At 73.0% G+C, this 22,034-nt stretch carries 15 protein-coding genes and 2 pseudogenes; 15 read left to right on the forward strand and 2 right to left on the reverse strand.

The features are described 5' to 3' along the window. Nucleotides 1–8: 8 nt before the first annotated feature. Genes ACWCV9_RS01355 through ACWCV9_RS01370 form a run of 4 tightly spaced genes read left to right on the forward strand, consistent with a single transcriptional unit; the run spans nt 9 to nt 3,857 of the window. Nucleotides 9–899: an ABC transporter permease gene (locus tag ACWCV9_RS01355; RefSeq protein WP_450783562.1), complete on the forward strand. Its 891-nt coding sequence runs from the start codon at nt 9–11 to the stop codon at nt 897–899. Then, on the forward strand, nt 896–2,509 hold the full coding sequence (gene mdlC, locus ACWCV9_RS01360) for a benzoylformate decarboxylase (protein WP_450783564.1): 1,614 nt from the start codon (nt 896–898) through the stop codon (nt 2,507–2,509). Before ACWCV9_RS01355 ends, mdlC begins: the two co-directional genes overlap by 4 nt. A gap of 4 nt (nt 2,510–2,513) precedes the next feature. Next, complete coding sequence (locus ACWCV9_RS01365) at nt 2,514–3,263, forward strand: ABC transporter ATP-binding protein (protein WP_450783565.1); 750 nt, start codon at nt 2,514–2,516, stop codon at nt 3,261–3,263. Nucleotides 3,264–3,308: 45 nt separating this feature from the next. After that, nucleotides 3,309–3,857 (forward strand): hypothetical protein, encoded by a 549-nt coding sequence (locus tag ACWCV9_RS01370; RefSeq protein ID WP_450783566.1) that lies wholly within the window; start codon nt 3,309–3,311, stop codon nt 3,855–3,857. 33 nt (nt 3,858–3,890) lie between these two features. Here ACWCV9_RS01370 and ACWCV9_RS01375 read toward each other — a convergent pair whose 3' ends face one another. Further along, nucleotides 3,891–5,009 carry a GNAT family N-acetyltransferase gene (locus ACWCV9_RS01375; RefSeq protein WP_450783567.1) on the reverse strand — a complete coding sequence of 373 codons (1,119 nt, stop codon included), beginning with the start codon at nt 5,007–5,009 and terminating at the stop codon, nt 3,891–3,893. Between the two features lie 796 nt (nt 5,010–5,805). On the opposite strand from ACWCV9_RS01375, the pseudogene ACWCV9_RS01380 reads away from it, so the two are divergent. The 4 genes and pseudogenes from ACWCV9_RS01380 to ACWCV9_RS01395 all read left to right on the forward strand — a co-directional run. Beyond that, a pseudogene (locus tag ACWCV9_RS01380) lies at nt 5,806–7,962 on the forward strand (TIM-barrel domain-containing protein); the annotation flags it as partial. A 131-nt stretch (nt 7,963–8,093) separates the two neighbouring features. Further along, nucleotides 8,094–9,314, forward strand: coding sequence for a carbohydrate-binding protein (locus ACWCV9_RS01385; RefSeq protein ID WP_450783568.1), 1,221 nt, complete (start codon nt 8,094–8,096; stop codon nt 9,312–9,314). Nucleotides 9,315–9,427: 113 nt separating this feature from the next. After that, nucleotides 9,428–10,204 (forward strand): annotated as a pseudogene (locus ACWCV9_RS01390) (polysaccharide lyase family 7 protein). A gap of 92 nt (nt 10,205–10,296) precedes the next feature. Next, on the forward strand, nt 10,297–10,755 hold the full coding sequence (locus ACWCV9_RS01395) for a hypothetical protein (protein ID WP_450783570.1): 459 nt from the start codon (nt 10,297–10,299) through the stop codon (nt 10,753–10,755). Nucleotides 10,756–10,833: 78 nt separating this feature from the next. On the opposite strand, the gene ACWCV9_RS01400 is transcribed toward ACWCV9_RS01395, so the two are convergent. Then, complete coding sequence (locus ACWCV9_RS01400; protein WP_450783572.1) at nt 10,834–14,208, reverse strand: pyruvate carboxylase; 3,375 nt, start codon at nt 14,206–14,208, stop codon at nt 10,834–10,836. 532 nt (nt 14,209–14,740) lie between these two features. Between ACWCV9_RS01400 and ACWCV9_RS01405 the strand changes: the two genes are divergently transcribed. The 7 genes from ACWCV9_RS01405 (at nt 14,741) to ACWCV9_RS01435 (ending at nt 21,886) form a co-directional block, all read left to right on the forward strand. Then, entirely contained in the window at nt 14,741–16,876 is a 2,136-nt protein-coding gene (locus ACWCV9_RS01405) for an ATP-binding protein (RefSeq protein WP_450783574.1), read from the forward strand. Beyond that, complete coding sequence (locus ACWCV9_RS01410) at nt 16,873–17,280, forward strand: roadblock/LC7 domain-containing protein (RefSeq protein ID WP_385842600.1); 408 nt, start codon at nt 16,873–16,875, stop codon at nt 17,278–17,280. The genes ACWCV9_RS01405 and ACWCV9_RS01410 overlap by 4 nt, the downstream gene beginning before the upstream one ends. Further along, nucleotides 17,277–17,624, forward strand: coding sequence for a DUF742 domain-containing protein (locus ACWCV9_RS01415; protein ID WP_385842599.1), 348 nt, complete (start codon nt 17,277–17,279; stop codon nt 17,622–17,624). Before ACWCV9_RS01410 ends, ACWCV9_RS01415 begins: the two co-directional genes overlap by 4 nt. Next, complete coding sequence (locus ACWCV9_RS01420; RefSeq protein WP_385842598.1) at nt 17,605–18,240, forward strand: GTP-binding protein; 636 nt, start codon at nt 17,605–17,607, stop codon at nt 18,238–18,240. Before ACWCV9_RS01415 ends, ACWCV9_RS01420 begins: the two co-directional genes overlap by 20 nt. Further along, nucleotides 18,237–19,448, forward strand: coding sequence for a cytochrome P450 (locus ACWCV9_RS01425; RefSeq protein WP_450783577.1), 1,212 nt, complete (start codon nt 18,237–18,239; stop codon nt 19,446–19,448). The genes ACWCV9_RS01420 and ACWCV9_RS01425 overlap by 4 nt, the downstream gene beginning before the upstream one ends. A gap of 88 nt (nt 19,449–19,536) precedes the next feature. Then, nucleotides 19,537–20,763: a cytochrome P450 family protein gene (locus ACWCV9_RS01430; protein WP_450783578.1), complete on the forward strand. Its 1,227-nt coding sequence runs from the start codon at nt 19,537–19,539 to the stop codon at nt 20,761–20,763. 133 nt (nt 20,764–20,896) lie between these two features. After that, entirely contained in the window at nt 20,897–21,886 is a 990-nt protein-coding gene (locus ACWCV9_RS01435) for an aldo/keto reductase (RefSeq protein ID WP_450783579.1), read from the forward strand. Nucleotides 21,887–22,034: the final 148 nt, after the last annotated feature.

The following is a 22,034-nucleotide window of genomic DNA, read 5'->3' on the forward strand; positions in this document are numbered from 1 at the left end:
GGGGCGGCGTGAGAGACGGGGGCGCGAAAGAGGGCCGCTTCGGGGCCGGCGTCACGGTGCCCGGCGCCCGCGCCACGCGGCGCGCCCGTGCCGGTGCCCGCCGCTCCGGCGTCCCCTTCCTGCTGCGCTGGACGGTCCTGCTGCTCGCCCTGTGCGGCTGGGAGGCCACCGCCCGGGTGCGGAGAAGCGTCTACTTCCCGCCGCCGCTGCGCATCGCCCGGCACGCCCGCGACCTCTGGTTCTCCGGGCCCGCCGGGCGGCTGTTCCTGACCCCGGCCGCCGTCGACACGATCCTGCCCAGCCTCGGCCGGATGGCGGCCGGGTTCGGGCTCGCCGCGCTCGCCGGGATCGCCCTCGGCATCGCGGTGGGCCGCTCGCGCCGGGCGTACGCGCTGTGCAACCCGGTGCTCCAGTTCGCCCGTGCGGTGCCGCCGCCCGCTCTGGTGCCGGTGTTCGTCGTCGTGTTCGACTTCGGTACGCCGATGCAGGTGGCGTCGATCGCGTTCAGCGCCGTATGGCCGGTGCTGGTCAACTCGGCGGAGGGCGCCCGGGCCACGGACCCGCTGCGGCTGGACGTGGCCCGGGTGCTGCGGCTGACCGGGCCCGAGCGGCTGTGGTTCCTGCTGCTGCCGTCCGCGCTGCCCAGGATCTTCGCCGGGCTACGGCTGAGCCTGTCGCTGAGCCTCGTCCTGATGGTGTTCTCCGAGCTGCTGCCGGGCAGCGACGACGGCATCGGGTTCACGCTCACCGACGCCCAGACCCGCTCCGACCTGCTGACCGTGCGGTCCGCGCTGCTGCTGCTCGGCGCGCTCGGGTATCTCCTCAACACCGGCCTGCTGGCGGTCGAGAGACGGCTCGTCGGCACCCGGCCGGCCGGGTCCGGAAGGGAGACGGCGTGACCACCACCACGGTGCGCGAGGCGGTCGTACAGTTCCTGCGGGACACCGGCATGACCACGGTGTTCGGCAATCCCGGCTCCACCGAGCTGCGGATGTTCCGCGACTGGCCGGAGGACTTCCGCTATGTGCTGGCCCTCCAGGAGTCCGTGGCCGTCGGCATGGCGGCCGGGTACGCGCTCGGCACCCGGCGCGCGGCCTTCGTCAGCCTGCACTCGGCGGGCGGGGTCGGGCATGCGCTCGGCGCGGTGTTCAACGCCTTCCGGGACCGGGTTCCGCTGGTGATCGTGGCCGGCCAGCAGGCGCGTTCGCTGCTCCGGCTGCGGCCGTTCCTGGGTGCCGACGAACCGGCCCTGTTCCCGCGCCCGTACGTGAAGTACGCCTGCCAGCCGGAGCGGGCCGAGGATGTGCCGGCCGTGCTCGCGGAGGCGTACCGGAGCGCGCTGGCGCACCCTCGGGGGCCGGTGTTCGTGTCCGTGCCCGAGGACGACTGGGACCGGCCCGCCGAGCCGGTCGCGCCGCGCGCGGTGCACGGCGGGTTCACGGCGGACCCGGACGCGCTCGCCGCGCTCGCCGCGCGGCTGGCCGGCTGTGCGCGCCCGGCCCTGGTGGTGGGCCCGGGCGTGGACGACGAGGACGCGCTGGAGCAGGTGCGGGCGCTGGCCGAGCGGATCCGGGCCGGGGTGTGGATCAGCCCGCTGTCCGGCCGGTCCGGGTTTCCGGAGACGCACCCGCTGTTCCAGGGCTTCCTGCCCCCGGTGGCCGGGCAGCTGGCCGCGCGCCTGGCGCCGTACGACGTCGTGGTGGCGCTCGGCGCCCCGCTCTTCACCTACCACGTGCCGGACGACGGGCCCCGGCTGGCGCCCGGCACCGAGCTGTTCCACCTGGACTGCGACCCGGAGCAGGCGGCCTGGCTGCCCGTCGGCACCAGCCTCGTCACCACCCTGCGGCCCGCCCTGGCCCGGCTGGCCGAGCTGGTGCCGAAGCGGCCGGACCGGGACCCGCCGCCGCCCCGCCCGGCGGCGCCGCCCGCGCAAGCCCCCGACGGGCACATCACGCCGGAGCTGTTCTTCGACCTGCTGCGGGCCCGCCTGCCGCGAGACCGCGTCCTCGTCGAGGAGGCCCCCAGCCACCGCGACACGCTCCATGCGCGGGTGCCGGTCGAGCGCGGCGGCGGCTTCCTCACCACCGGCAGCGGGGCGCTCGGCTGGGGCCTGCCCCTCGCTGCCGGCCGGGCGCTCGCCGACCGGCGCCGGCTGGTGTGCGTGGTGGGTGACGGCTCGGCGATGTACTCGGTGCAGGCTCTGTGGAGCGCGGCCCGGCACGCGGCCCCGGTCAGCTATGCCCTGCTGGACAACGGCGGTTACGGCGCGGTGCGGGCCCTCGGCCGGCGGATCGGCGTGGCGCCGGTCCCGGGCACGGACATCACCGGCATCGACTTCGCCGCCCTCGCCGAGTCGCTCGGCTGCCCGGCGGCCCGTGTCGCCCACCCGGGGGAGCTGCCGGCCGCGCTGGACCGCGCACTGGGCCGGGGCGACACCGCGGGCCCCTTCCTGCTGCACGTGCGGGTCACCGGCAGCACGGGCACCCTGTACGCGCCCTGGGCCGGGTGAGGGGATGCTGCGCCTGGACTCGGTGGGCAGGCACTTCGGGGACCAGCACGTCCTGGACGGGATCAGCCTGACGGTGCCCGACGGGCAGCTCCTCTGTGTCGTCGGGCCCTCGGGCTGCGGCAAGTCCACGCTGCTGCGCACCATCGCCGGGCTGCTGCCCGCCCAGGAGGGCACGGTCACGCTGGACGGGACGCCGGTGACGGGCGTCCCGGACCGGCTCGCGGTGGTCTTCCAGGAGTACGGCCGCTCGCTGCTGCCCTGGCTGACGGTCCGCGACAACGTGGCCCTGCCGCTGCGCCGCCGGGGCCTCGGCCGGGCCGCGCGCCGGGCCGAGGCGGAGGCCATGCTGGAGCGGGTCGGCCTGCCCGGCGCCGCCCGTCGACACCCGCGGGAGCTGTCCGGCGGGATGCAGCAGCGGGTGGCCATCGCCCGTGCCCTGGTCTGCCGGCCGGCGCTGCTGCTGATGGACGAGCCGTTCGGCTCCCTGGACGCGCGCACCCGGGAGGACCTGGAGGACCTGCTCCTGGAGGTGCACCGCGCCGACGGGCCGACCATCGTGTTCGTCACCCACGACATCGACGAGAGCGTCTACGTCGGCGACCGTGTCGTGGTCCTCTCCCCCGGCCCGGGCTCCCGCGTCGCACGGGACCTGCCGGTCGGCCTGCCGGCCGGGCGCGACCAGCTCACCACCCGCGGGCTGCCGGACTTCGTGCGGCTGCGCACGGAGGTGGGACGGGCGGTGCGCGGCGGCTGAGGCATCCTGGTGGCCGTACCCGAACTGATGGAGAGGTGGCCGGGCATGCGGTGGTGGGCCGGTGGGTGCGCGCTGGCGGCGGTGGTCGTGCTGGCGGGGTGCGGGACGTCGGCGGGGCCGGGCTCCGGCGCGGACTCGGGTGCGGGGGCGCCCGGGAGCCGCTCGCCGCGATCGCCGTCCGCCACCGGTTCCCCCGCCTCCCCGCGGCCCTCCGGGTCCTCGCTGCCGCCCGGCACGACCGGCACGCCGGGCCTGCGCTGTGCGACCGGGCGGGCCGTCGTCGAGGTCTCCCCCGGTGACGCGGTGCGGCGGCGGCTGTGTGTACGGCCCGGGACGGTGGTGACGCTCGAACTGCGCCCGCGGGCGGACGACGAGCGCTGGACGGGGGTGCGGAGTTCGGCGCCCGCGCTGGTCCTGGTGTCCGGCTGGGAGGTGGCCGCCGACGGCACGGCCCGGGCCTCCCTGCGCTGCGCCGGCAGCCGCGGGGGTGCCGCCCGGGTCACCGCGGCGGCCAAGGCGCCGGACCTGGCCGGCGCGGCCCGGACCGCGTTCACGCTGGACGTGGACGTGGTGCCGTACCCGCGCGAGGGCTGACGCCATTCCGGTGTCCCGCAGCGCCGAGTGCCGTCAACTCTGCTCCAGAAGGGCGGACTTGCCGCCCGGGGTCTGGTTCCGGGTGCGCAGTGCGCCCACGCTCCTCAGCAGCCGGTCGGCCGGCTCGCGCAGCCGGGGATGGGCCAGCACGGTGTTGCGCAGGCCGCGGACCGGGCGGCGCCACAGCCTCCGGGTGAGGGCCACCGGGTGCGGACGGGCCGCGAAGCCCTCGCCGACCCGCAGCTCACGCGTCTTCAGCCAGTCCTTGTACTCCTTGTCGCCGCGCCCGAGGTCCACCAGGGTCACTCCGTGCCGGGCGGCGGCCTCGGCGGTGCGCAGATGCATCATCAACCCCGGCGAATACGCGGGCAGTTCGGGGTCGTACGCGGTGAACCAGGCCGCCAGCACGGTGCCGGAGCGGGGGCCGAAGTGGGCGGCGACCGGGCGGTCGCCCGCGTAGAGCACGGACAGCACCCCGGTGAAGTGCTCCTCGCGGACGTGGAAGAGATGGTCGACCAGGCCGACGATCCAGGGGCGGGAGAACCGGTCCATGCGGCCGGTCCTGCGGTACTGGGCGGACTTCCAGCGCATGAGGGTGCGCAGCGCCCGCGGGTCGCGCTCGTCGAAGACGAACCGCACCTCGCCGACGTCCCGGCCGAGCCTGCGCTCCTTCTTCAGGGTCGTCTTGGCGAGCCCGGGATAGGCGCCGCGCAGCCACTCCGGATAGCCGCCGTCGCCGGGTTTGACGTCGATCACGGGTGAGGCGAAGGTGCCGGTGACATACGGGTCGAACGGCCGCTGCTCCTGCACGAGATGGTCGAACTCGAAGATGCTGAGCCCACAGGCCCGCAGCAGCTCCCCGGTGTCCCAGGTGACCCCGGGCCGGTGCACCAGGGCCTGGCAGTCGGACAGGCCGAGGCCGACGGCCCGTCCGGTGCCCAGCGGGCTCCGCTCGTAGGGCAGGAAGCCGACCGGTTCGCCGCCCTCGCGGAGCACGGCCACCCGCACCCCGGCCCGGTGCCGGCCGACCCCGATGGCGAACTCCGGTGCGAGGAAGGGGTTGGCGTACTCGGGCGACTCGTCCATCGCCCGGTGCCAGGCCCCGCGCAGCCCGGCCGTCAGCTCGCCGGGTCTGTGGATGGTGATCTCCACCTCAGCTCGCCCGCCCTTCCCCGGGCGCCCTGCGCGACGCGCCGTGGGCGGCGCCGGCCGGTGAGGCGTGTGGACCGTGACTGGTGGATCGCATGGCGACCCCTCCCCCCAAGACGCGCTGATGCTCAAACGTCGCGAAACAGACGCACCCTGTCAAGAGCGCCCCGGCCCGATCCGCCCGCGGTATTGACATGAACCTGCTTCAACTCCGAGTCTTCGTGCGTGAAGTTGCTTGATTGAAGCGTGTTTCGAGCGCTTCCAAGCACACCGAGCAAGAACAGTCAGTCCGCAATGACGCGAGGGGAGCTGTTCCGCCGTGCAGAGACCACGAAGACTGCGCCGGGGTGCGCCGTGGCCGGCCTGGGTGCCGCTGGGGCTGGCGACCGCCCTGGCCGGGGCGCTGCTGGCCACGCCGGCACCCGCCCGGGCCGCCGCCACCGCATCCGGCGCCGTTCTGGACCCGACCCACAGCAGCGTCGGCTGGCAGAGCCCGGTCTACGCCAAGGGCACCGGCGGCGGCCCGGAGAACTGCCCCGACGCCGCGACCGACCCCGACAACAAGGTCTGCGACCGCTTCGACCTGACCGTCTCGGTGCCGGACGGCTACTGGGACGACAACCCCGAGGGCGGCGTCCCCCTGTCGATCAGCTGGGCGCATCCCTCCGACGACTTCGACCTGTACGTGTACGACGCCCAGGGCAAGCAGGTGGCCTCCAGCGCGGGCACGGCGGACCCCGAGGCCACGGTGATCCCGCGCGCCTCGGGCACCTACCACGTGGTGGTGGTGCCGTACGACGTGCACGACGACTCCTTCACGGGCAGCGCCTATCTGCCCGCCACCACGGACGCCGGCGACCTCACGGCCTTCTCCGGCGGCGACGGCAGCTACACCGTGCGGGCCGGACAGCTGCTGGCCCGCGCCGACTTCCTGACCGGAGGCCGGCTGCGGCTCCAGGCCGACCCGTCCGGCTCGCTGAGCGACCCGGCGGGCACCGCCATCGTGCGCGACCGGCCCGCCCTCCAGCGGCACACCTCGTCCTTCGACGCGGGCGACTACTACGGCATCCGCTCACCGGGGGCCGTACTGCGCGTGTACAAGAAGCCGCTGCGGTTCGGTCTGTACAAGCCCGACAACCGCACCCGGATCTGGCAGGAGGACAAGCCGCTGCGCTGGTCCACCGGGGGGATGCGGCAGAGCCTCCAGCGGGGCGCGGACGAGCAGTTCTTCGGCGGCGGCGAGCAGAACGGCAGCTTCTCCCACCGCGGGCGGACGATGTACGTGGCCAACAGCTTCGACTGGAACGAGGGCGGCTACAACAACTCCCAGCCGTTCTACCTCTCCAGCGCGGGCTACGGCGTCTTCCGCAACACCTTCGCGCCGGGCGTATACACCTTCGGCGACCCGGTCACCACCGGCCAGCAGGAACGGCGGCTGGACGCCTACTACTTTCTCGGCGACGCCAAGCAGGTGATCGGGAAGTACACGGCACTGGTCGGCAGGCCCTTCATGCCGCCGGTCTACGGCCTGGAGCCGGGCGACTCCGACTGCTATCTGCACAACGCCAACCGGGGCGAACGGCACACCCTGGACGCGCTGAAGATCGCCGACCAGTACACCGAGAACCGGATGCCGCTGGGCTGGATGCTGGTCAACGACGGCTACGGCTGCGGGTACGAGAACCTGGAGCAGACCGCGAAGGGCCTCCAGGACCACCACACCCAGCTCGGCCTGTGGACCCAGGACGGCATCGACAAGCTCGCCGACCAGGTCAAGGCCGGCCAGCGGGTGGCCAAGCTGGACGTGGCCTGGGTGGGCAACGGCTACAAGTTCGCGCTGGATGCCTGCGACGCCGCCAAGAAGGGCATCGAGGGCAACAGCGACGCCCGCGGATTCGTCTGGCTGCCGGTGTCCTGGGCGGGGGCGCAGCGCTGCGGGGTGCTGTGGAGCGGCGACCAGAAGCTGTCCTGGGACTACATCCGCTGGCAGATCCCGACCTACGCCGGGGCGACCCTGTCGGGCATCGCCTACGACACCGGTGACGTGGGCAGCATCTACCGCCACGACGCGAAGATGTACACCCGCGACCTCCAGTGGAAGGCGTTCCTGCCGGCGATCATGACCATGGACGGCTGGGCCACCGACCTCACCACCAAGCAGCCCGCCGACCAGCAGCCCTGGCGCGACGGCGAGCCGTACACCTCCATCAACCGCAGCTACCTCCAGTTGAAGGAGCGCCTGCTGCCGTACATGTACACCCTGTCCGCCGAGGCGGCGAAGACGGGCGTGGGCGCGGTGCGTCCGCTCTGGCTGGAGTACCCGGACGACCCGGCGACGCTGGGCGCCCAGGCGCAGTACGAGTTCCTGTCCGGGCCGGACTTCCTGGTCGCCCCGGTCTACCAGGACTCCGACACCCGCGACGGCATCTACCTCCCGAAGGGCACCTGGACCGACTACTGGACCGGGCGCACCTACCGGGGCCCGGCCACCCTGAACGGCTATCACGCCCCGCTGGACACCCTGCCGTTGTTCGTGCGCGAGGGGGCGGTGGTCCCCATGTGGCCGAAGGGCACCACGAGCTGGCAGACCCGGGACCGGCACGAGCTGGACTGGGACCTGTATCCGGCGGCCCACGGCAGCAGCCACTACACCCTGTACGAGGACGACGGCGTGACCCGTGACTTCGCCGGCGGGGCTGCGGCCACGCAGCAGGTCTCGGTGCAGCGGGACACCGACGGCACGGCCGTCTCCGTCGGTGCGAGCCGGGGCGCGTACGCGGGCGAGGTGGACGCGCGCACGTACCGGTTCACGGTCCACGGCAGCGGGGCGCCCGCACGGGTGCTGCTCGACGGACGCCGGCTGCCGGACAGCACCTGGTCCTACGACCCCGCCACCCACGTCACCACCGTCAGCACACCGATGCTGCCGCTCGACCGGGGCTTCGCCCTGCGGTTGGTCGACGGGAGGTAAAGCAATCGTATGGTCTAGTCCAAAGTGAGTGTTGGTCTAGTCCAACTTATTGACGTGACCGCTTCACTCCCAGAGCCTGGGGCGACTCCCCACCCCACCCCTCTGGGAGGCACGCAATGAGACCTCTTCGGGCCTGTCTGGGCGCGGCGGCGGCCGTGACGCTCGCCGCCGCCGGCACCACCGCGTTCGTCGCGGGCAGCGCCTCGGGCGCCACCACCGCGCTGAGCAACCGCTGGTACGCCGCCGCGCCCTATCTGATGCCACTGGACAACAACCCGCCGGACCCGGCCGCCATCATGGACGCGACCGGCCTGAAGGCGTTCCAGCTGGCGTTCGTCCTGGCGCCCAACGGCGGCGGCTGCTCGCCGACCTGGGGCGGCACCGCGGCCGTCTCCTCGGACACCGCCGTGCAGTCGATGATCGGCACCATCCGGAGCAAGGGCGGTGACGTCTCGGTCTCCATCGGCGGCTACGGCGGCACGAAGCTCGGCCAGGCCTGCGCGGACGCGGCGTCGACGGCGGCGGCCTACCAGCAGGTCATCACCAAGTACGGGCTGCACGCCATCGACTTCGACCTGGAGGAGCCGGAGTACGAGAACAGCGCGGCCATCAAGAACGAGATCGGCGCCGCGAAGATCCTCCAGCAGAACAACCCCGGGCTCTACGTCTCGGTGACGACGGCGGGTACGGCGGACGGCACCGGCTGGTTCGGCAAGCAGATGCTGCTTGAGGCCAAGTCCCAGGGATTCACGCCGAACAACTTCTCCATCATGCCGTTCGACGGCGGCTTCAACGGAGGGGCGAGCCAGACCAGCGCGCTCACCAACTTCAACTCCATCCTGCGGTCCACCTTCGGCTGGGACGAGGCGACCGCCTACGCCCACGAGGGCTTCTCCGGCATGAACGGCCGCAGTGACACGGGCGAGTACTTCACCCAGGCGGACTTCCAGACCGTGCTGGACTACGCGACGAGCCACACCATGGACCGGTTCACCTTCTGGTCGCTCAACCGCGACCGCCAGTGCGACCCGGTCGACAACGGGGGCCGTACGTCCGGGACATGCTCGAGCGTCGCACAGAAGCCCTGGGAGTTCGCCACGTACTCGGTGAGGTTCGCCGGCGCCACCCCACCGAGCCCGACGCCGACACCGACCCCGACCCCCACGCCGACGCCCACCCCCACTTCCTGCAAGACGGCCTGGAGCTCCTCCGCCGTGTACACCGCCGGGAACGAGGTCTCGTACAACAAGCACAACTGGAAGGCCAAGTGGTGGACCCAGAACGAGGTGCCCGGCGCCTCCGAGTGGGGGCCCTGGCAGGACGAGGGCAGCTGCTGACCCTCTTGACGTGTCTGGTTCAGACCTTTAGGTTCACGGGTCACCGATGACCAAGGATGCGTTCGGTGTTCATATGGCTGAACGCGTCCTTGGTCCGATGAAGGGACCCCCACATGACCCGATCCCGGCTCCGCGCGGCGACGGCCACCGCGGTCCTCGCCCTCGCCCTCACCCTTCTCGGCTCCGGCGGCGCGGGCGCCGCCGGTACGCGGACCGCTCCCGGCGGCACCTTCGACCTGTCCGTCTGGGAGCTCCAGGAGCCGGTCGGCTCCCCCGGCAGCCCCACCACCATCCCGTCCTCCCGGCTCCAGGGGCCGAACGGCTACCAGGACGCCTACTTCTCCACGGACCCCCGCGACGGCGCGATGACGTTCTGGGCACCCGAGAAGGGCGTCACCACCCCGAACTCGCACTACGCCCGTTCCGAGCTGCGCGAGACGAACCGTGACGGCAGCCCCGCCGACTGGGCGCTCGGCGGTACGCACCGGATGAGCGCGACCCTGCGGGTGGTGTCGGTGACCAAGAACGTCTGCGTGGGCCAGATCCACCTCGGCACCGGCGGCTCCTCCACCAAGCCGCTGCTGGAGCTGTACTACCACGCGAACGGAGACATCGTCCTCGGCACCGAGGACTCGCCCTCCGGCGGCCAGACCACGCACCCGGTCGGCCATGTGCCGGTCGGCAGAACCTGGAGCTAGACCATCGCCGTCTCCGGCGGCACCACCATCGACCTGACCGTGAACGGCACGACGACGCACTACCCCATCGCCTCGTCCTTCCGGCAGTACAAGCAGTACTTCAAGGCCGGCGCCTACAACCAGTCCTCCTCCGACAGCACCGTCGACGGCGCCCGCGTCGCCTTCTACGGACTGACCGTCCGGCACGGCTGACACGCGGCCCGACCTGCGCGACTGGTGCAAACGGCCGTACGGTCGTAGCGTCGGGGGCACGGTCGGACACAGCACGACGGGTGGGAGCGGCCATGCGCGGATCAGTGGTGGGAACGGCGGTCACCCTCGCGGCGGGAGCCATGCTGACAGCGGCCATGACGACGGCCTCGGCCAGCGCGCCCCCGGCCACCGCGACCGCCCAGGCCGGCCCGGCACGGCCCGTCCTGGTCGACTGCCTGTGGCACCGCAATGTCCGGCCGACGGACTTCATCCTGGCCTGCGGCGACGGCAACAGCCGCCTCGTCGGACTGCACTGGACCTCGTGGAGCCGGGGTTCGGCCACCGCGACGGGCGTCAACATGGTCAACGACTGCAAGCCGTACTGCGCGGCCGGCCGCTTCCACTCCTATCCGGTGACCGTCCGGCTCGACGGCCCCAAGCCCTGGAAGAAGCATCCGAGCCTGGAGCACTACACCCGGATGAGCCTGACCTACACCGCCGACCGGCCGGAGGGCTTCCAGCCGGTCATGGTGTACCCGCTCTGGGACTGACGCCCCGGGACCATCTCGACCGCAGCTGAGCCCCGCCGTGTGCCGCGGCCGGAGTCTCCGGCCGCGGCGCACGGCGTCTCAGGCGATCTCGACCAGCAGGTCGCCGCCCTCCACCTGCTGGATGCGGTTGATGGCCAGCCGCGCCACCCGGCCCGCCTTCGGCGCGGTGATCGTGGCCTCCATCTTCATCGCCTCGATGGTGGCGATCGTGCCACCGGCCGCCACCTCGTCGCCCTCGGCGACCGCGAGGGTCACCACACCGGCGAACGGGGCCGCGACATGGCCCGGGTTGGCGCGGTCAGCCTTCTCCGTCACCGGCAGGTCGGAGGCCGCGGCGCGGTCCCGGACCTGGATGGGCCGCAGCTGTCCGTTGAGCGTGGACATCACCGTGCGCATACCGCGCTCGTCGGCCTCGCCGATCGCCTGGAGCTCGATCAGCAGCCGCACCCCGGGCTCCAGATCGACGGCGTACTCCTTGCCCGGGCGCAGACCGTAGAAGAAGTCCTTGCTGTCCAGGATGCTGGTGTCGCCGAAGGTCTGGCGGTGCGTCTCGAACTCGCGTGTCGGCGCGGGGAACAGCAGCCGGTTGAGGGCCGACCGGCGCTCCTTCGCCAGCCCCTCGCGGTCCTCGGTGGACAGCTCGGGCGCGGGCCTGGCGGCGGCCCGGCCCTGGAGGGCCTTGGTGCGGAACGGCTCGGGCCAGCCGCCGGGCGGGGTGCCCAGCTCGCCGCGGAGGAAGCCGATCACCGAGTCGGGGATGTCGAACCGGTCGGGGGTCTGCTCGAAGGCGTCCGGGGAGACCCCGGCGCCGACCAGGTGCAGGGCCAGGTCGCCGACCACCTTGGAGGAGGGGGTGACCTTGACCAGGCGGCCGAGGATGCGGTCGGCGGCCGCGTACATCGCCTCGATGTCCTCGAAGCGGTCGCCGAGGCCGAGGGCGACGGCCTGGGTGCGCAGGTTGGACAGCTGGCCGCCGGGGATCTCGTGGTGGTAGACGCGGCCGGTCGGAGAGGCCAGACCCGCCTCGAAGGGGGCGTAGATCTTCCGTACGCCCTCCCAGTACGGCTCCAGGTCGCCGACGGCCTGGAGGTCCAGCCCGGTGGGCCGCTCGGAGTGGTCGGTGGCGGCGACGAGCGCCGACAGGGACGGCTGTGAGGTGGTCCCGGCCATGGAGGCCACTGCTCCGTCGACGGCGTCGACGCCCGCCTGGATCGCGGCGAGATAGGTGGCCAGCTGACCGCCCGCCGTGTCGTGGGTGTGCAGATGCACGGGCAGGTCGAACTCGCGGCGCAGCGCCGAGACCAGCTTGGCCGCGGCCGGGGCGCGCAGCAGGCCGGCCATGTCCTTGATGGCGAGGACATGGGCGCCCGCCTCGACGATCTGCTCGGCGAGGCGCAGATAGTAGTCGAGGGTGTAGAGCCGCTCGCTGGGGTCGTTGAGGTCGGCCGTGTAGCAGAGGGCGACCTCGGCGATCGCGGTGTCCGTCTCCCGTACGGCGTCGATGGCCGGCCGCATCTGGCCGACGTCGTTGAGGGCGTCGAAGATGCGGAAGATGTCGATGCCGGTGGCGGCCGCCTCCTGCACGAAGGCGTCCGTCACCTCCGTGGGGTACGGGGTGTAGCCCACGGTGTTGCGGCCACGCAGCAGCATCTGAAGGCAGAGGTTGGGGACGGCCTCGCGCAGGGCGGCCAGCCGCTCCCACGGGTCCTCGGCGAGGAAGCGCAGCGCCACGTCGTAGGTGGCGCCGCCCCAGCACTCCAGGGACAGCAGCTGCGGCAGGGTGCGGGCGACGACCGGGGCGACGGCGAGGAGGTCCTTGGTGCGCACCCGGGTGGCGAGCAGCGACTGGTGGGCGTCGCGGAAGGTGGTGTCGGTGACGCCGAGCGTCGGCGACTCGCGCAGGTCGCGGGCGAAGCCCTCGGGGCCCAGCGCCACGAGCCGTTGCCGGGAGCCGGCCGGCGGCTCGCCCACGGGCAGCGGGGGCAGCTTGGTCAACGGGTCGGGCAGGTCGGGCCGTTCGCCGTGCGGCTTGTTGACGGTGACGTCGGCGAGATAGGTGAGCAGCTTGGTGCCGCGGTCCGCGGAGGAGCGGGCGGTGAGCAGATGGGGGCGCTGCTCGATGAAGGAGGTGGTGACCCGCCCGGCCTGGAAGTCCGGGTCGTCCAGGACGGCCTGGAGGAAGGGGATGTTGGTGGCCACACCGCGGATGCGGAACTCGGCGACCGCGCGCCGGGCCCGGCCGATGGCAGCGCGGAAGTCCCGGCCCCGGCAGGTCAGCTTGACCAGCATCGAGTCGAAGTGGGCGCTGATCTCCGTACCGGCGTGGGTGGTGCCGCCGTCCAGGCGGATGCCGGAGCCGCCGGGCGAGCGGTAGGCGCTGATCCGGCCGGTGTCCGGGCGGAAGCCGTTGGCGGGGTCCTCGGTGGTGATACGGCACTGCAGGGCGGCGCCGCGCAGGGTGATGGTCTCCTGGGCCAGGCCGAGGTCGGCGAGGGTCTCGCCGGAGGCGATCCGGAGCTGGGCCTGGACCAGGTCGACGTCCGTGACCTCCTCGGTGACGGTGTGCTCCACCTGGATGCGCGGGTTCATCTCGATGAAGACGTGGTTGCCGTCGGGGTCGAGGAGGAACTCGACGGTGCCCGCGTTGCGGTAACCGATCTCCCGGGCGAAGCGCACCGCGTCGTCGCAAATCCGCTGCCGTACCTCGGGGTCGAGGTTGGGGGCGGGGGCCAGCTCGATGACCTTCTGGTGGCGGCGCTGGAGCGAGCAGTCCCGCTCGTACAGGTGGATGACATTGCCCTCGCCGTCGGCGAGGATCTGCACCTCGATGTGGCGCGGGTCGACCACGGCCTTCTCCAGGAAGACGGTCGGGTCGCCGAAGGCGGACGCGGCCTCCCGGGAGGCGGCCTCGATGGACTCGCGCAGCTGGGCGGGGTCCTCGACGCGGCGCATGCCGCGCCCGCCGCCGCCCGCGACGGCCTTGACGAAGACCGGGAAGCCGATCTCCTCGGCGGCGCTCACCAGCTCGTCGACGTCCGTGGAGGGCGCGGAGGAGCCGAGCACCGGGACGCCGGCGGCCCGGGCGGCGGCGACCGCACGGGCCTTGTTTCCGGTCAGCTCCAGCGTGGCCGCGCTCGGACCGACGAAGGTGATGCCCGCCTCCTCGCAGGCGCGGGCGAGTTCGGGGTTCTCCGACAGAAAGCCGTAGCCGGGGTAGACGGCGTCCGCGCCGGCCCGGCGGGCGGCGGCCACGATCTCCTCGACGGAGAGGTAGGCGCGCACCGGATGTCCCGGCTCGCCGATCTCGTACGCCTCGTCGGCCTTGAGCCGGTGCAGTGAGTTGCGGTCCTCGTGCGGGAACACGGCGACGGTACGTGCGCCGAGTTCGTAGCCCGCCCGGAACGCGCGGATCGCGATCTCGCCACGGTTGGCGACCAGCACCTTGCGGAACATCCTGGATTCCCTTCAGCTGCCTGTCGGCGACGTACACGATCGTGTCTGCCACGCCCTGCCGTACCTCGCGGTCACCCTAGGGGGTACCCGCAGGGGTCGAGGTGCGACAACGGTCACATCATCAGGGTGTGCGGCGCCACAGTCGCGCGGACGGCGGAACGGTCCCCCGCCGCGACGGCCCGCCCGGCCCCGCCGGGAGCGCGGGCTGTCGCTCGGAGCAGGTCATCGCGGGGCTGCCCGGCCGGCCGGCAGCCGTCAAGATCTTTTACGGGTGGTAGAACCCGCAGGTGTACAGAGCGGAAATCCCGGACCGCGGAGGAACCGTCCCTCCCGGGGAGCCACCCCTCCCGCACCGAGGTGTTCAAGACGCCCCGTTCACGACCAACGCACGGATATGACCGTCCACTTCCTGGAACGAGCGGCGAACCTTTCTGATCCGATCGCGAACTCTCGTATAGTGACCGCCAGTTCACGCTCCCCACCTGCCCGCCCGTCAGCCACCCGCTCCTGCCGCGAGGACCACACCGGACCGATGACCGCGCCCACGCACCCCGGCGACCGCCCCTTCCTCCGTTCGTTCGTCCCCGCCTTCGCCGTGACCGGTGCACTCTCCGCGGTGGTGGTCTGCGTGGCCGTGGCGATGGCGCCGGGCCAGGTGCGCGCCCCGCTCGCCGGCGGAGCGGGCGCGGCCGCGGTGGTGCTGAGCGTGGCCGTGGCGGTGGCCGCACACGCCCTGCGGACCGCGCGCGCCACCCGGCAGCGGCTGGACGCCGCCACCCAGGACATCGGGCGCCTGCTCCAGCAGCAGGCCCGCACCGGCGAGGAGGCCCGCCAGGAGCGGCAGCGGCTCGTCGACGAACTCGCCGCCCAGCGCGCCGAGTTCACCGAGTCGTTCGCGGCCGAGCGGGCCCGGCTGGAGCAGGAGGCCACCCGGGAGCTGGACCGGCTGCGGCAGGAGAACGCCCGGCTGACGGGCGAGCTGACCCGGGCCCGGCGGGACCGGGCCGCGGCGGTCTCGGCGACCTCCAACGCGGCCGCCCGGATGCAGGCCCTGGCCACCGCCACGCTCGCCGACCTGCGGGCGATGGAGGACCGGCACACCGACGAGGACGTCCTCGCCGATCTGCTCCACCTGGACCACCGCACCGCCCAGGCCGGTCGGCTCGCCGACTCCATCGCCGTACTGACCGGAGCCCGTTCGGGCAGGCGGTGGGCGCGGCCCATCGGCATGGAGTCGATCCTGCGCGGTGCGATGGGGCGGATCGCCGGATACCGGCGGGTGCGGGTGCACTCGGCCAGCGAGACCGCCGTGGCCGGGCATGCCGCCGAGGGAGTGATGCACGCGCTCGCGGAGATCCTCGACAACGCCGCGAACTTCTCGCCGCCGACCGCCGAGGTCCATGTGTACGTGGAGGAAGTGCCGGCCGGGGTCATCGTGTCCGTGGAGGACAGCGGCCTGGTGATGGGCGAGGTGCAACTGCGCCGCGCGGAGCGGGCGGTGGCCGGTGACGTCTCCGAGCTGGGCGGTCTGACCGGCACCCGGCTCGGGCTGGCCGTGGTCGGGCGGCTGGCCCGCAAGCACGGGCTCAAGGTGTCCTTCCGGCCGTCGGCCCGCGGCGGCACCGGTGTGCTCGTGCTGATCCCGCAGGACATCCTGGCGGGCCCCGTCACGGCCGAGCAGGCGCCCACCCCGGCGCGGCCCGCGCCCGCCGAGCCCCGCCGGACTCCGGCGGCCGCCCGCACCGCCCCGGTCCACGAACCGGCCGCACCGGCCGAGGAGGGCCCGGCGGGGCTGCCCAAGCGGCGCCGGGGCCGTACCCTCGCGCAGGCCGAGAGCGCCCGGCCGGCGGCCCGCGCCGGCGAGACCCGGCCCGCGCCCGGCGCCGACGAGGGCAAGATCCGCGCCGCCCGCTTCAGCAGCTTCCGCCAGGCCGTCCGTCCCACCGCCAAGGACCGGGGCGCCGACACCACCGACACGGTCCCGCCCTCGGACCCTGACGGCCCCGACGCCGACGCACCCGCGCAACCGTCTGGCCTCCGGTCGGCCAGCGGCACCGCCGGACCCACCCCGGACGCCGCGCCGGGCGGCCCGGAGCACCGGCCGTCCGGCGACTCTGCCCGCTCCACCGCGGACGCGGCACACACCGGCCGACACGCCGAGCGCGGACCCTCCACCGGAGCCACCCGCTCAGACACACTCCCGGTGGCGAACGGCGAGGGCGCCGAACCCGGCCCGGCTTCCGGCACCGCCGACTCGGCCGCGCACCTCGGCCGGACCAGCGACACGCCCGGCTCCACCACGCACACGGGCCCGGACGACCAGCCCCTTGGCCCCCGCCCGGCCTCCGGCACCGCCGCATCCACCCCAACCACCGCACCGGACGGCCGGGACTCCCACCAGCGGCCCTCGGTCGGCTCGACCGCTCCGACCGGGGACGCGGGGCCGGCCCACCGCGGTACCGAGCGCCCGTCGGACACCGGTGTCCCCCACGGCTCCGGCGTACGCCAAGACTCCCCCGGAGACGCGGAGACCGCGGTGCCGGGCGGCGCCATCGCACCGGGCGGCATTCCGTCCGGTCCCCCCGGAACCGCGGCGGCGGACGACTCCTCCTCCCCCGCCGTCCCCTCCCACCCGCACGCGTACCCGGAAGGCGACACCACTTCATGACCGGCCCGACCACCGCCGACGACAAGCTCACCTGGCTCCTGGAGGGCCTGCTGGAGAGGACCCCGGGCGCCCGGCACGCGCTGGTGCTGTCCCGGGACGGGCTGAAGCTGTGCCGCAGCCCGGAGCTGAGCGTCGACCAGGCCGACCAGCTCGCCGCGATAGCCGCCGGCATCCAGTCGCTGTCGCACGGGGCGTCCGTCGAGTTCGGCGACGGCAGCGGCGGCGTACGCTCGGCGATGACCGAGTTCTACGGCGGCGTGCTGTTCATCGTGGAGGCCGGCGCCGGCGCCCATCTGGCCGTCGTCACCACGGAGGACGCGGACCCGGGCGTCGTCGGGCACACCATGAGCGAACTGGTGGAGCAGCTCGGCGAGCACCTGACCGCGCTGCCGCGTACGTCATGAGCCGTCCGGGCAGGGACGACGCGCCCGACCGTCTCTACACGATCACCCAGGGACGCAGCCGGACCGCCCCGGACAACCCGTTCGACCTGGTCACCCTTGTCGTCGCCGAGTCGGAGCCGGTGGCCGGGCTGCAATCGGAGCACGTGGCGATCCTGAAGCTGACCCGCTCCCCCACCTCGGTGGTGGAGATCGCCGCGGAGCTGAAGCTGCCCGTGAGCATCACCAAGGTGCTGCTGTGCGACCTGCTGGCGGCGGGCCGTGTCAGCGCCCGGCACCCGCGCAGACCGGCCATAACCGACCCCGACATCCTGGAGCAGGTGCTCGTTGGACTCCGCAATCTCTGAACTCTCCGGCGCGCGCACGCCGTTGGGTGCCTCGGCCGACAACGGTCTCAAGATCGTGGTCGTGGGCGGCTTCGGCGTCGGCAAGACCACCCTGGTCCGCTCCGTCAGCGAGATCCGCCCCCTCAACACCGAGGAGACGATGACCCAGGCGGGCGCGACGGTGGACGACATCCGGCAGGTGCGCGGCAAGTCCGCCACCACGGTCGCCTTCGACTTCGGCCGGATCAGCCTGGACGCACACAATGTGCTGTACCTGTTCGGCGCGCCCGGCCAGGAGCGGTTCTGGTTCCTGTGGGACCGGCTCTTCTCCGGCACCCTCGGCGCGGTCGTGCTGGTCGACACCCGGCGGATCGACGACTCCTGGTACGCCATCGACCGGCTGGAGCACCACGGGACCCCGTTCATCGTGGCCTGCAACGACTTCGGCGGGCCGGTGCACGCGGGCGCGGACGTCCGCGAGGCGCTCGACCTGGACCCGCAGGTACCGCTGGTCGACTGCGACGCCCGCTCCCGGGAGTCGAGCAAACAGGTCCTGATCACACTCGTCCAGCATGTGAAGCACCGGTACGCCGACCCGTCCGCGCGGGCGGGCCTGCCCCGACAGGAGTTCGTGTGACCACCCCCGACGCCGTCCCGCTCAGCGGACCCCGGTTCCAGACCGAACCCGCCCGGCTGTACCGGGAGATGCGGCGCGAGCACGGCAACGTCGTACCGGTGCTGCTCGACGCCGGCATCCCGGCCTGGCTGGTGCTGGGCTACCGGGAACTGCACCAGGTCACCGGCGACCCGGTGCTGTTCAGCCGGGACTCGGAGCTGTGGAACCAGTGGGAGAACATCCCGGCCGACTGGCCGCTGCTGCCGATGATCGGCCGCAGGCAGCCCTCGATCCTCTACACGGTCGGCGAACGGCACCGGCAGCGCGCCGCGATGATCAGCAACGCGCTGGAGGCGGTGGACCCGTTCGAACTGCGGCGGCAGGCCGAGCGGTTCGCCGACGAGCTGATCGACGCGCTGTGCACCGCGGGCGAGGCCGATCTGGTCGGGCAGTACGCGATGCTGCTGCCGGTACGGGTGCTCGCGCGGTTGTACGGCTTCCCGGACGAGGACGGCCCCGGCCTGGTGACCGCCCTCAACGACATGATCGACGGCCGGGAGCGGGCACTCGCCGGGCAGGCCCATCTCGCCGCGTCCATGGGGCAGTTGATCGCCGACCGGACGAAGGAGCCCGCCGACGACGTGGTCTCCCGGATGCTCGCCGACGACAGCGGTTTCACCGCCGAGGAGATCACCCAGGACCTGATGGTGATGATGGCGGCCGGGCACCAGCCGACCGCCGACTGGATCGGCAACTCGCTGCGGCTGATGCTCACCGACGACCGGTTCGCCGCCTCGCTGTTCGGTGGCCGGCACAGCGTCGCCGAGGCGATGAACGAGGTGCTGTGGGAGGACACGCCCACCCAGAACGTGGCCGGCCGCTGGGCCGCCCGGGACACCCACCTCGGCGGCCGCCGCATCCAGGCGGGCGACCTGCTGCTGCTCGGGCTCCAGGGCGCCAACTCCGACCCCCAGGTGCGCACCGACGCCTCCGCGCTGACCGGCGGCAACAACGCGCACTTCGCGTTCGGTCACGGCGAGCACCGCTGTCCGTTCCCCGCGCAGGAGATCGCCGAGGTGATCGCGCGGACCGGGATCGAGGTGGTCCTGGACCGGCTGCCGGACATCGACCTGGCGGGGCCCGCCGACTCCCTCACCCGCCGGCCCTCGCCGTGGCTGCGGGGGCTGACCGAGCTGCCCGTGCGGTTCACCCCCGTACCCGCCCTCTGAGCGAGCGTCACCCGCTCCTGCGATGGGTCCGGGGCCAGTCCCCGGACCGGCGCAGCACCCCGACCCCTGCCCTGGGAGGCATGGCACGATGACGACCGGTACCGAAACCCCCCGGATCGCGCTCGACCCCTTCGTCACCGACCTGGACGGCGAGAGCGCGGCGCTGCGCGCGGCCGGTCCGCTCGCCGCCGTCGAGCTGCCGGGCGGTGTCCCGGTGTGGGCCGTCACCCACCACGCGGAGGCCAAGGCGCTGCTCACCGACCCGCGTCTGGTGAAGGACATCGAGGTGTGGGGCGCCTGGCGGCGTGGCGAGATCCCCGCGGACTGGCCGCTGATCGGCCTCGTCAACCCGGGCCGCTCCATGCTCACCGTGGACGGCGCCGACCACCGCCGGCTGCGCGGCCTGGTCGCGCAGGCGCTCACCCCGCGCCGGGTGGAGCGGATGCGCGAGCGCATCGAGAAGCTCACCCAGGACCTGCTGGACGCGCTGCCCACGAGCGGCGAGACCGTCGATCTGAAGGCGGCCTTCGCCTACCCGCTGCCCATGTACGTCATCGCCGACCTGATGGGCCTGGACCCGGCCCGCCTGCCGCGGCTGAGGGTCCTGTTCGACCGGTTCTTCTCCACGCTGACCCCGGGCGACGAGGTCATGGCCACGCTCACCGAGCTGGCGCAGATCATGGCCGAGACGGTCGCGGCCAAGCGGGCCGAGCCGGGCGACGACCTGACCAGCGCGCTGGTCCTCGCCTCGGAGGACGGCGACCGCCTCACCGACGAGGAGATCGTCTCCACGCTCCAGCTGATCGTGGCGGCCGGCCACGAGACGACGATCTCGCTGATCGTCAACGCAGTCGTCAACCTCTCCACCCACCCCGAGCAGCGCGCCCTGGTGCTGTCCGGCGCGGCCGACTGGTCGGCGGTGATCGAGGAGACCCTGCGCTGGTCCACCCCGTCCTCGCATGTGCTGATCCGGTTCGCGACCGAGGACGTACCGGTCGGCGACAAGGTGCTCCCGGCCGGGGACGCGCTGATCGTGTCGTACGCCGCGATCGGCCGCGACGAGCACGCCCACGGCCCGACCGCCGGGGAGTTCGACATCACCCGGGAGAGCCGGAACCGGCACATCTCCTTCGGCCACGGCCCCCACGTCTGCCCCGGCGCCGCGCTGTCCCGCCTGGAGGCCGCGGTCGCCCTTCCCGCGCTGTACGCCCGCTTCCCCGGCCTGGACCTGGCGGTGCCGGCGAGCGAGCTGCGCCACAAGCCGGTCGTCACCCAGAACGACCTGTACGAACTCCCGGTACGGCTGGGTTCCTGACCGGCCCCGGAGCGTTGCTTGACTTCGAGAGCGCTCCAACTCGTAGCGTCGCAGACGTACGGCGCACGAGGGCATGCCCCTCGTGTGCCGTACACGACGACCGTCGAGTGTGCAGGAAAGGCTGGGACATCGCATGCAAAAGCGCAGTCTGCGGGATCTACAGGTGTCGGCCATCGGCCTCGGGTGCATGGGCATGTCCGCCTTCTACGGCGCCGCCGACCGCGAGGAAGGCATCGCGACCATCCGGCGGGCCCTCGAGCTGGGGGTCACCTTTCTCGACACCGCGCAGATGTACGGCCCGCTGACCAACGAGTCGCTGGTCGGCGAGGCGATCCGGGGGCATCGCGACGAGTATGTGATCGCCACGAAGTTCAACTACCGGATGGACGACGCGGTGCCGGGCGACATGAGCACCGTCGGCCCGCAGGACGGCTCGGCCGAGCATGTCCGCGCGTCCGTGCACGGCTCGCTGGAGCGGCTCGGCACGGACCACATCGACCTCTACTACCAGCACCGGGTCGACCCGAACGTGCCGATCGAGGAGACGGTCGGCGCGCTGGGCGAGCTGGTCGCCGAGGGCAAGGTGCGGCACATCGGGCTGAGCGAGGCGAGCGCGGAGACCATCCGGCGGGCCCACGCGGTGCATCCGGTCACCGCGGTGCAGAGCGAGTACTCGCTGTGGACGCGGGACGTGGAGGCCGAGGTGCTGCCCGCCTGCCGGGAGCTGGGCATCGGCTTCGTGCCGTACTCGCCGCTCGGCCGCGGCTTCCTCGCCGGCCGCTTCGACTCGCCGGAGCAGCTGGACAAGGACGACTGGCGGCGCGAGAACCCCCGCTTCGCCGACGCCAACCTGGCGGCGAACCTGCGGCTCGCGGCGAAGGTGAAGGAGATCGCCGCGGAGAAGGACGTCACCCCGGCCCAGCTGGCGATCGCCTGGGTGCTGGCACAGGGGGAGGATCTGGTGCCCATCCCGGGGACCAAGCGGCGGGAGTACCTGGAGCAGAACGCCGCCGCCGCGACGGTGCGGCTCAGCGAGGAAGAGCTGGCACGGATCGATGCCGAGCTGCCGGCCCCGGCGGGCGAGCGGTACGACGAGGCCGGGATGCGCACCGTGAACCGCTGAGGCCTCGCGGGCGGGGCCGGATCCTGTGAGCAAGCACACGCCCGGCCCAAATCGCCTACGGGCGGCGGCGTTTGGCGCTTGCGCAGACCCGGCGCAGGGCAGGGTGGCGACCACTGCGGGGCTTCGTCTGCCACCATGGTCGGCGCCC

The organism is Streptomyces sp. NPDC001606 (assembly GCF_053596835.1).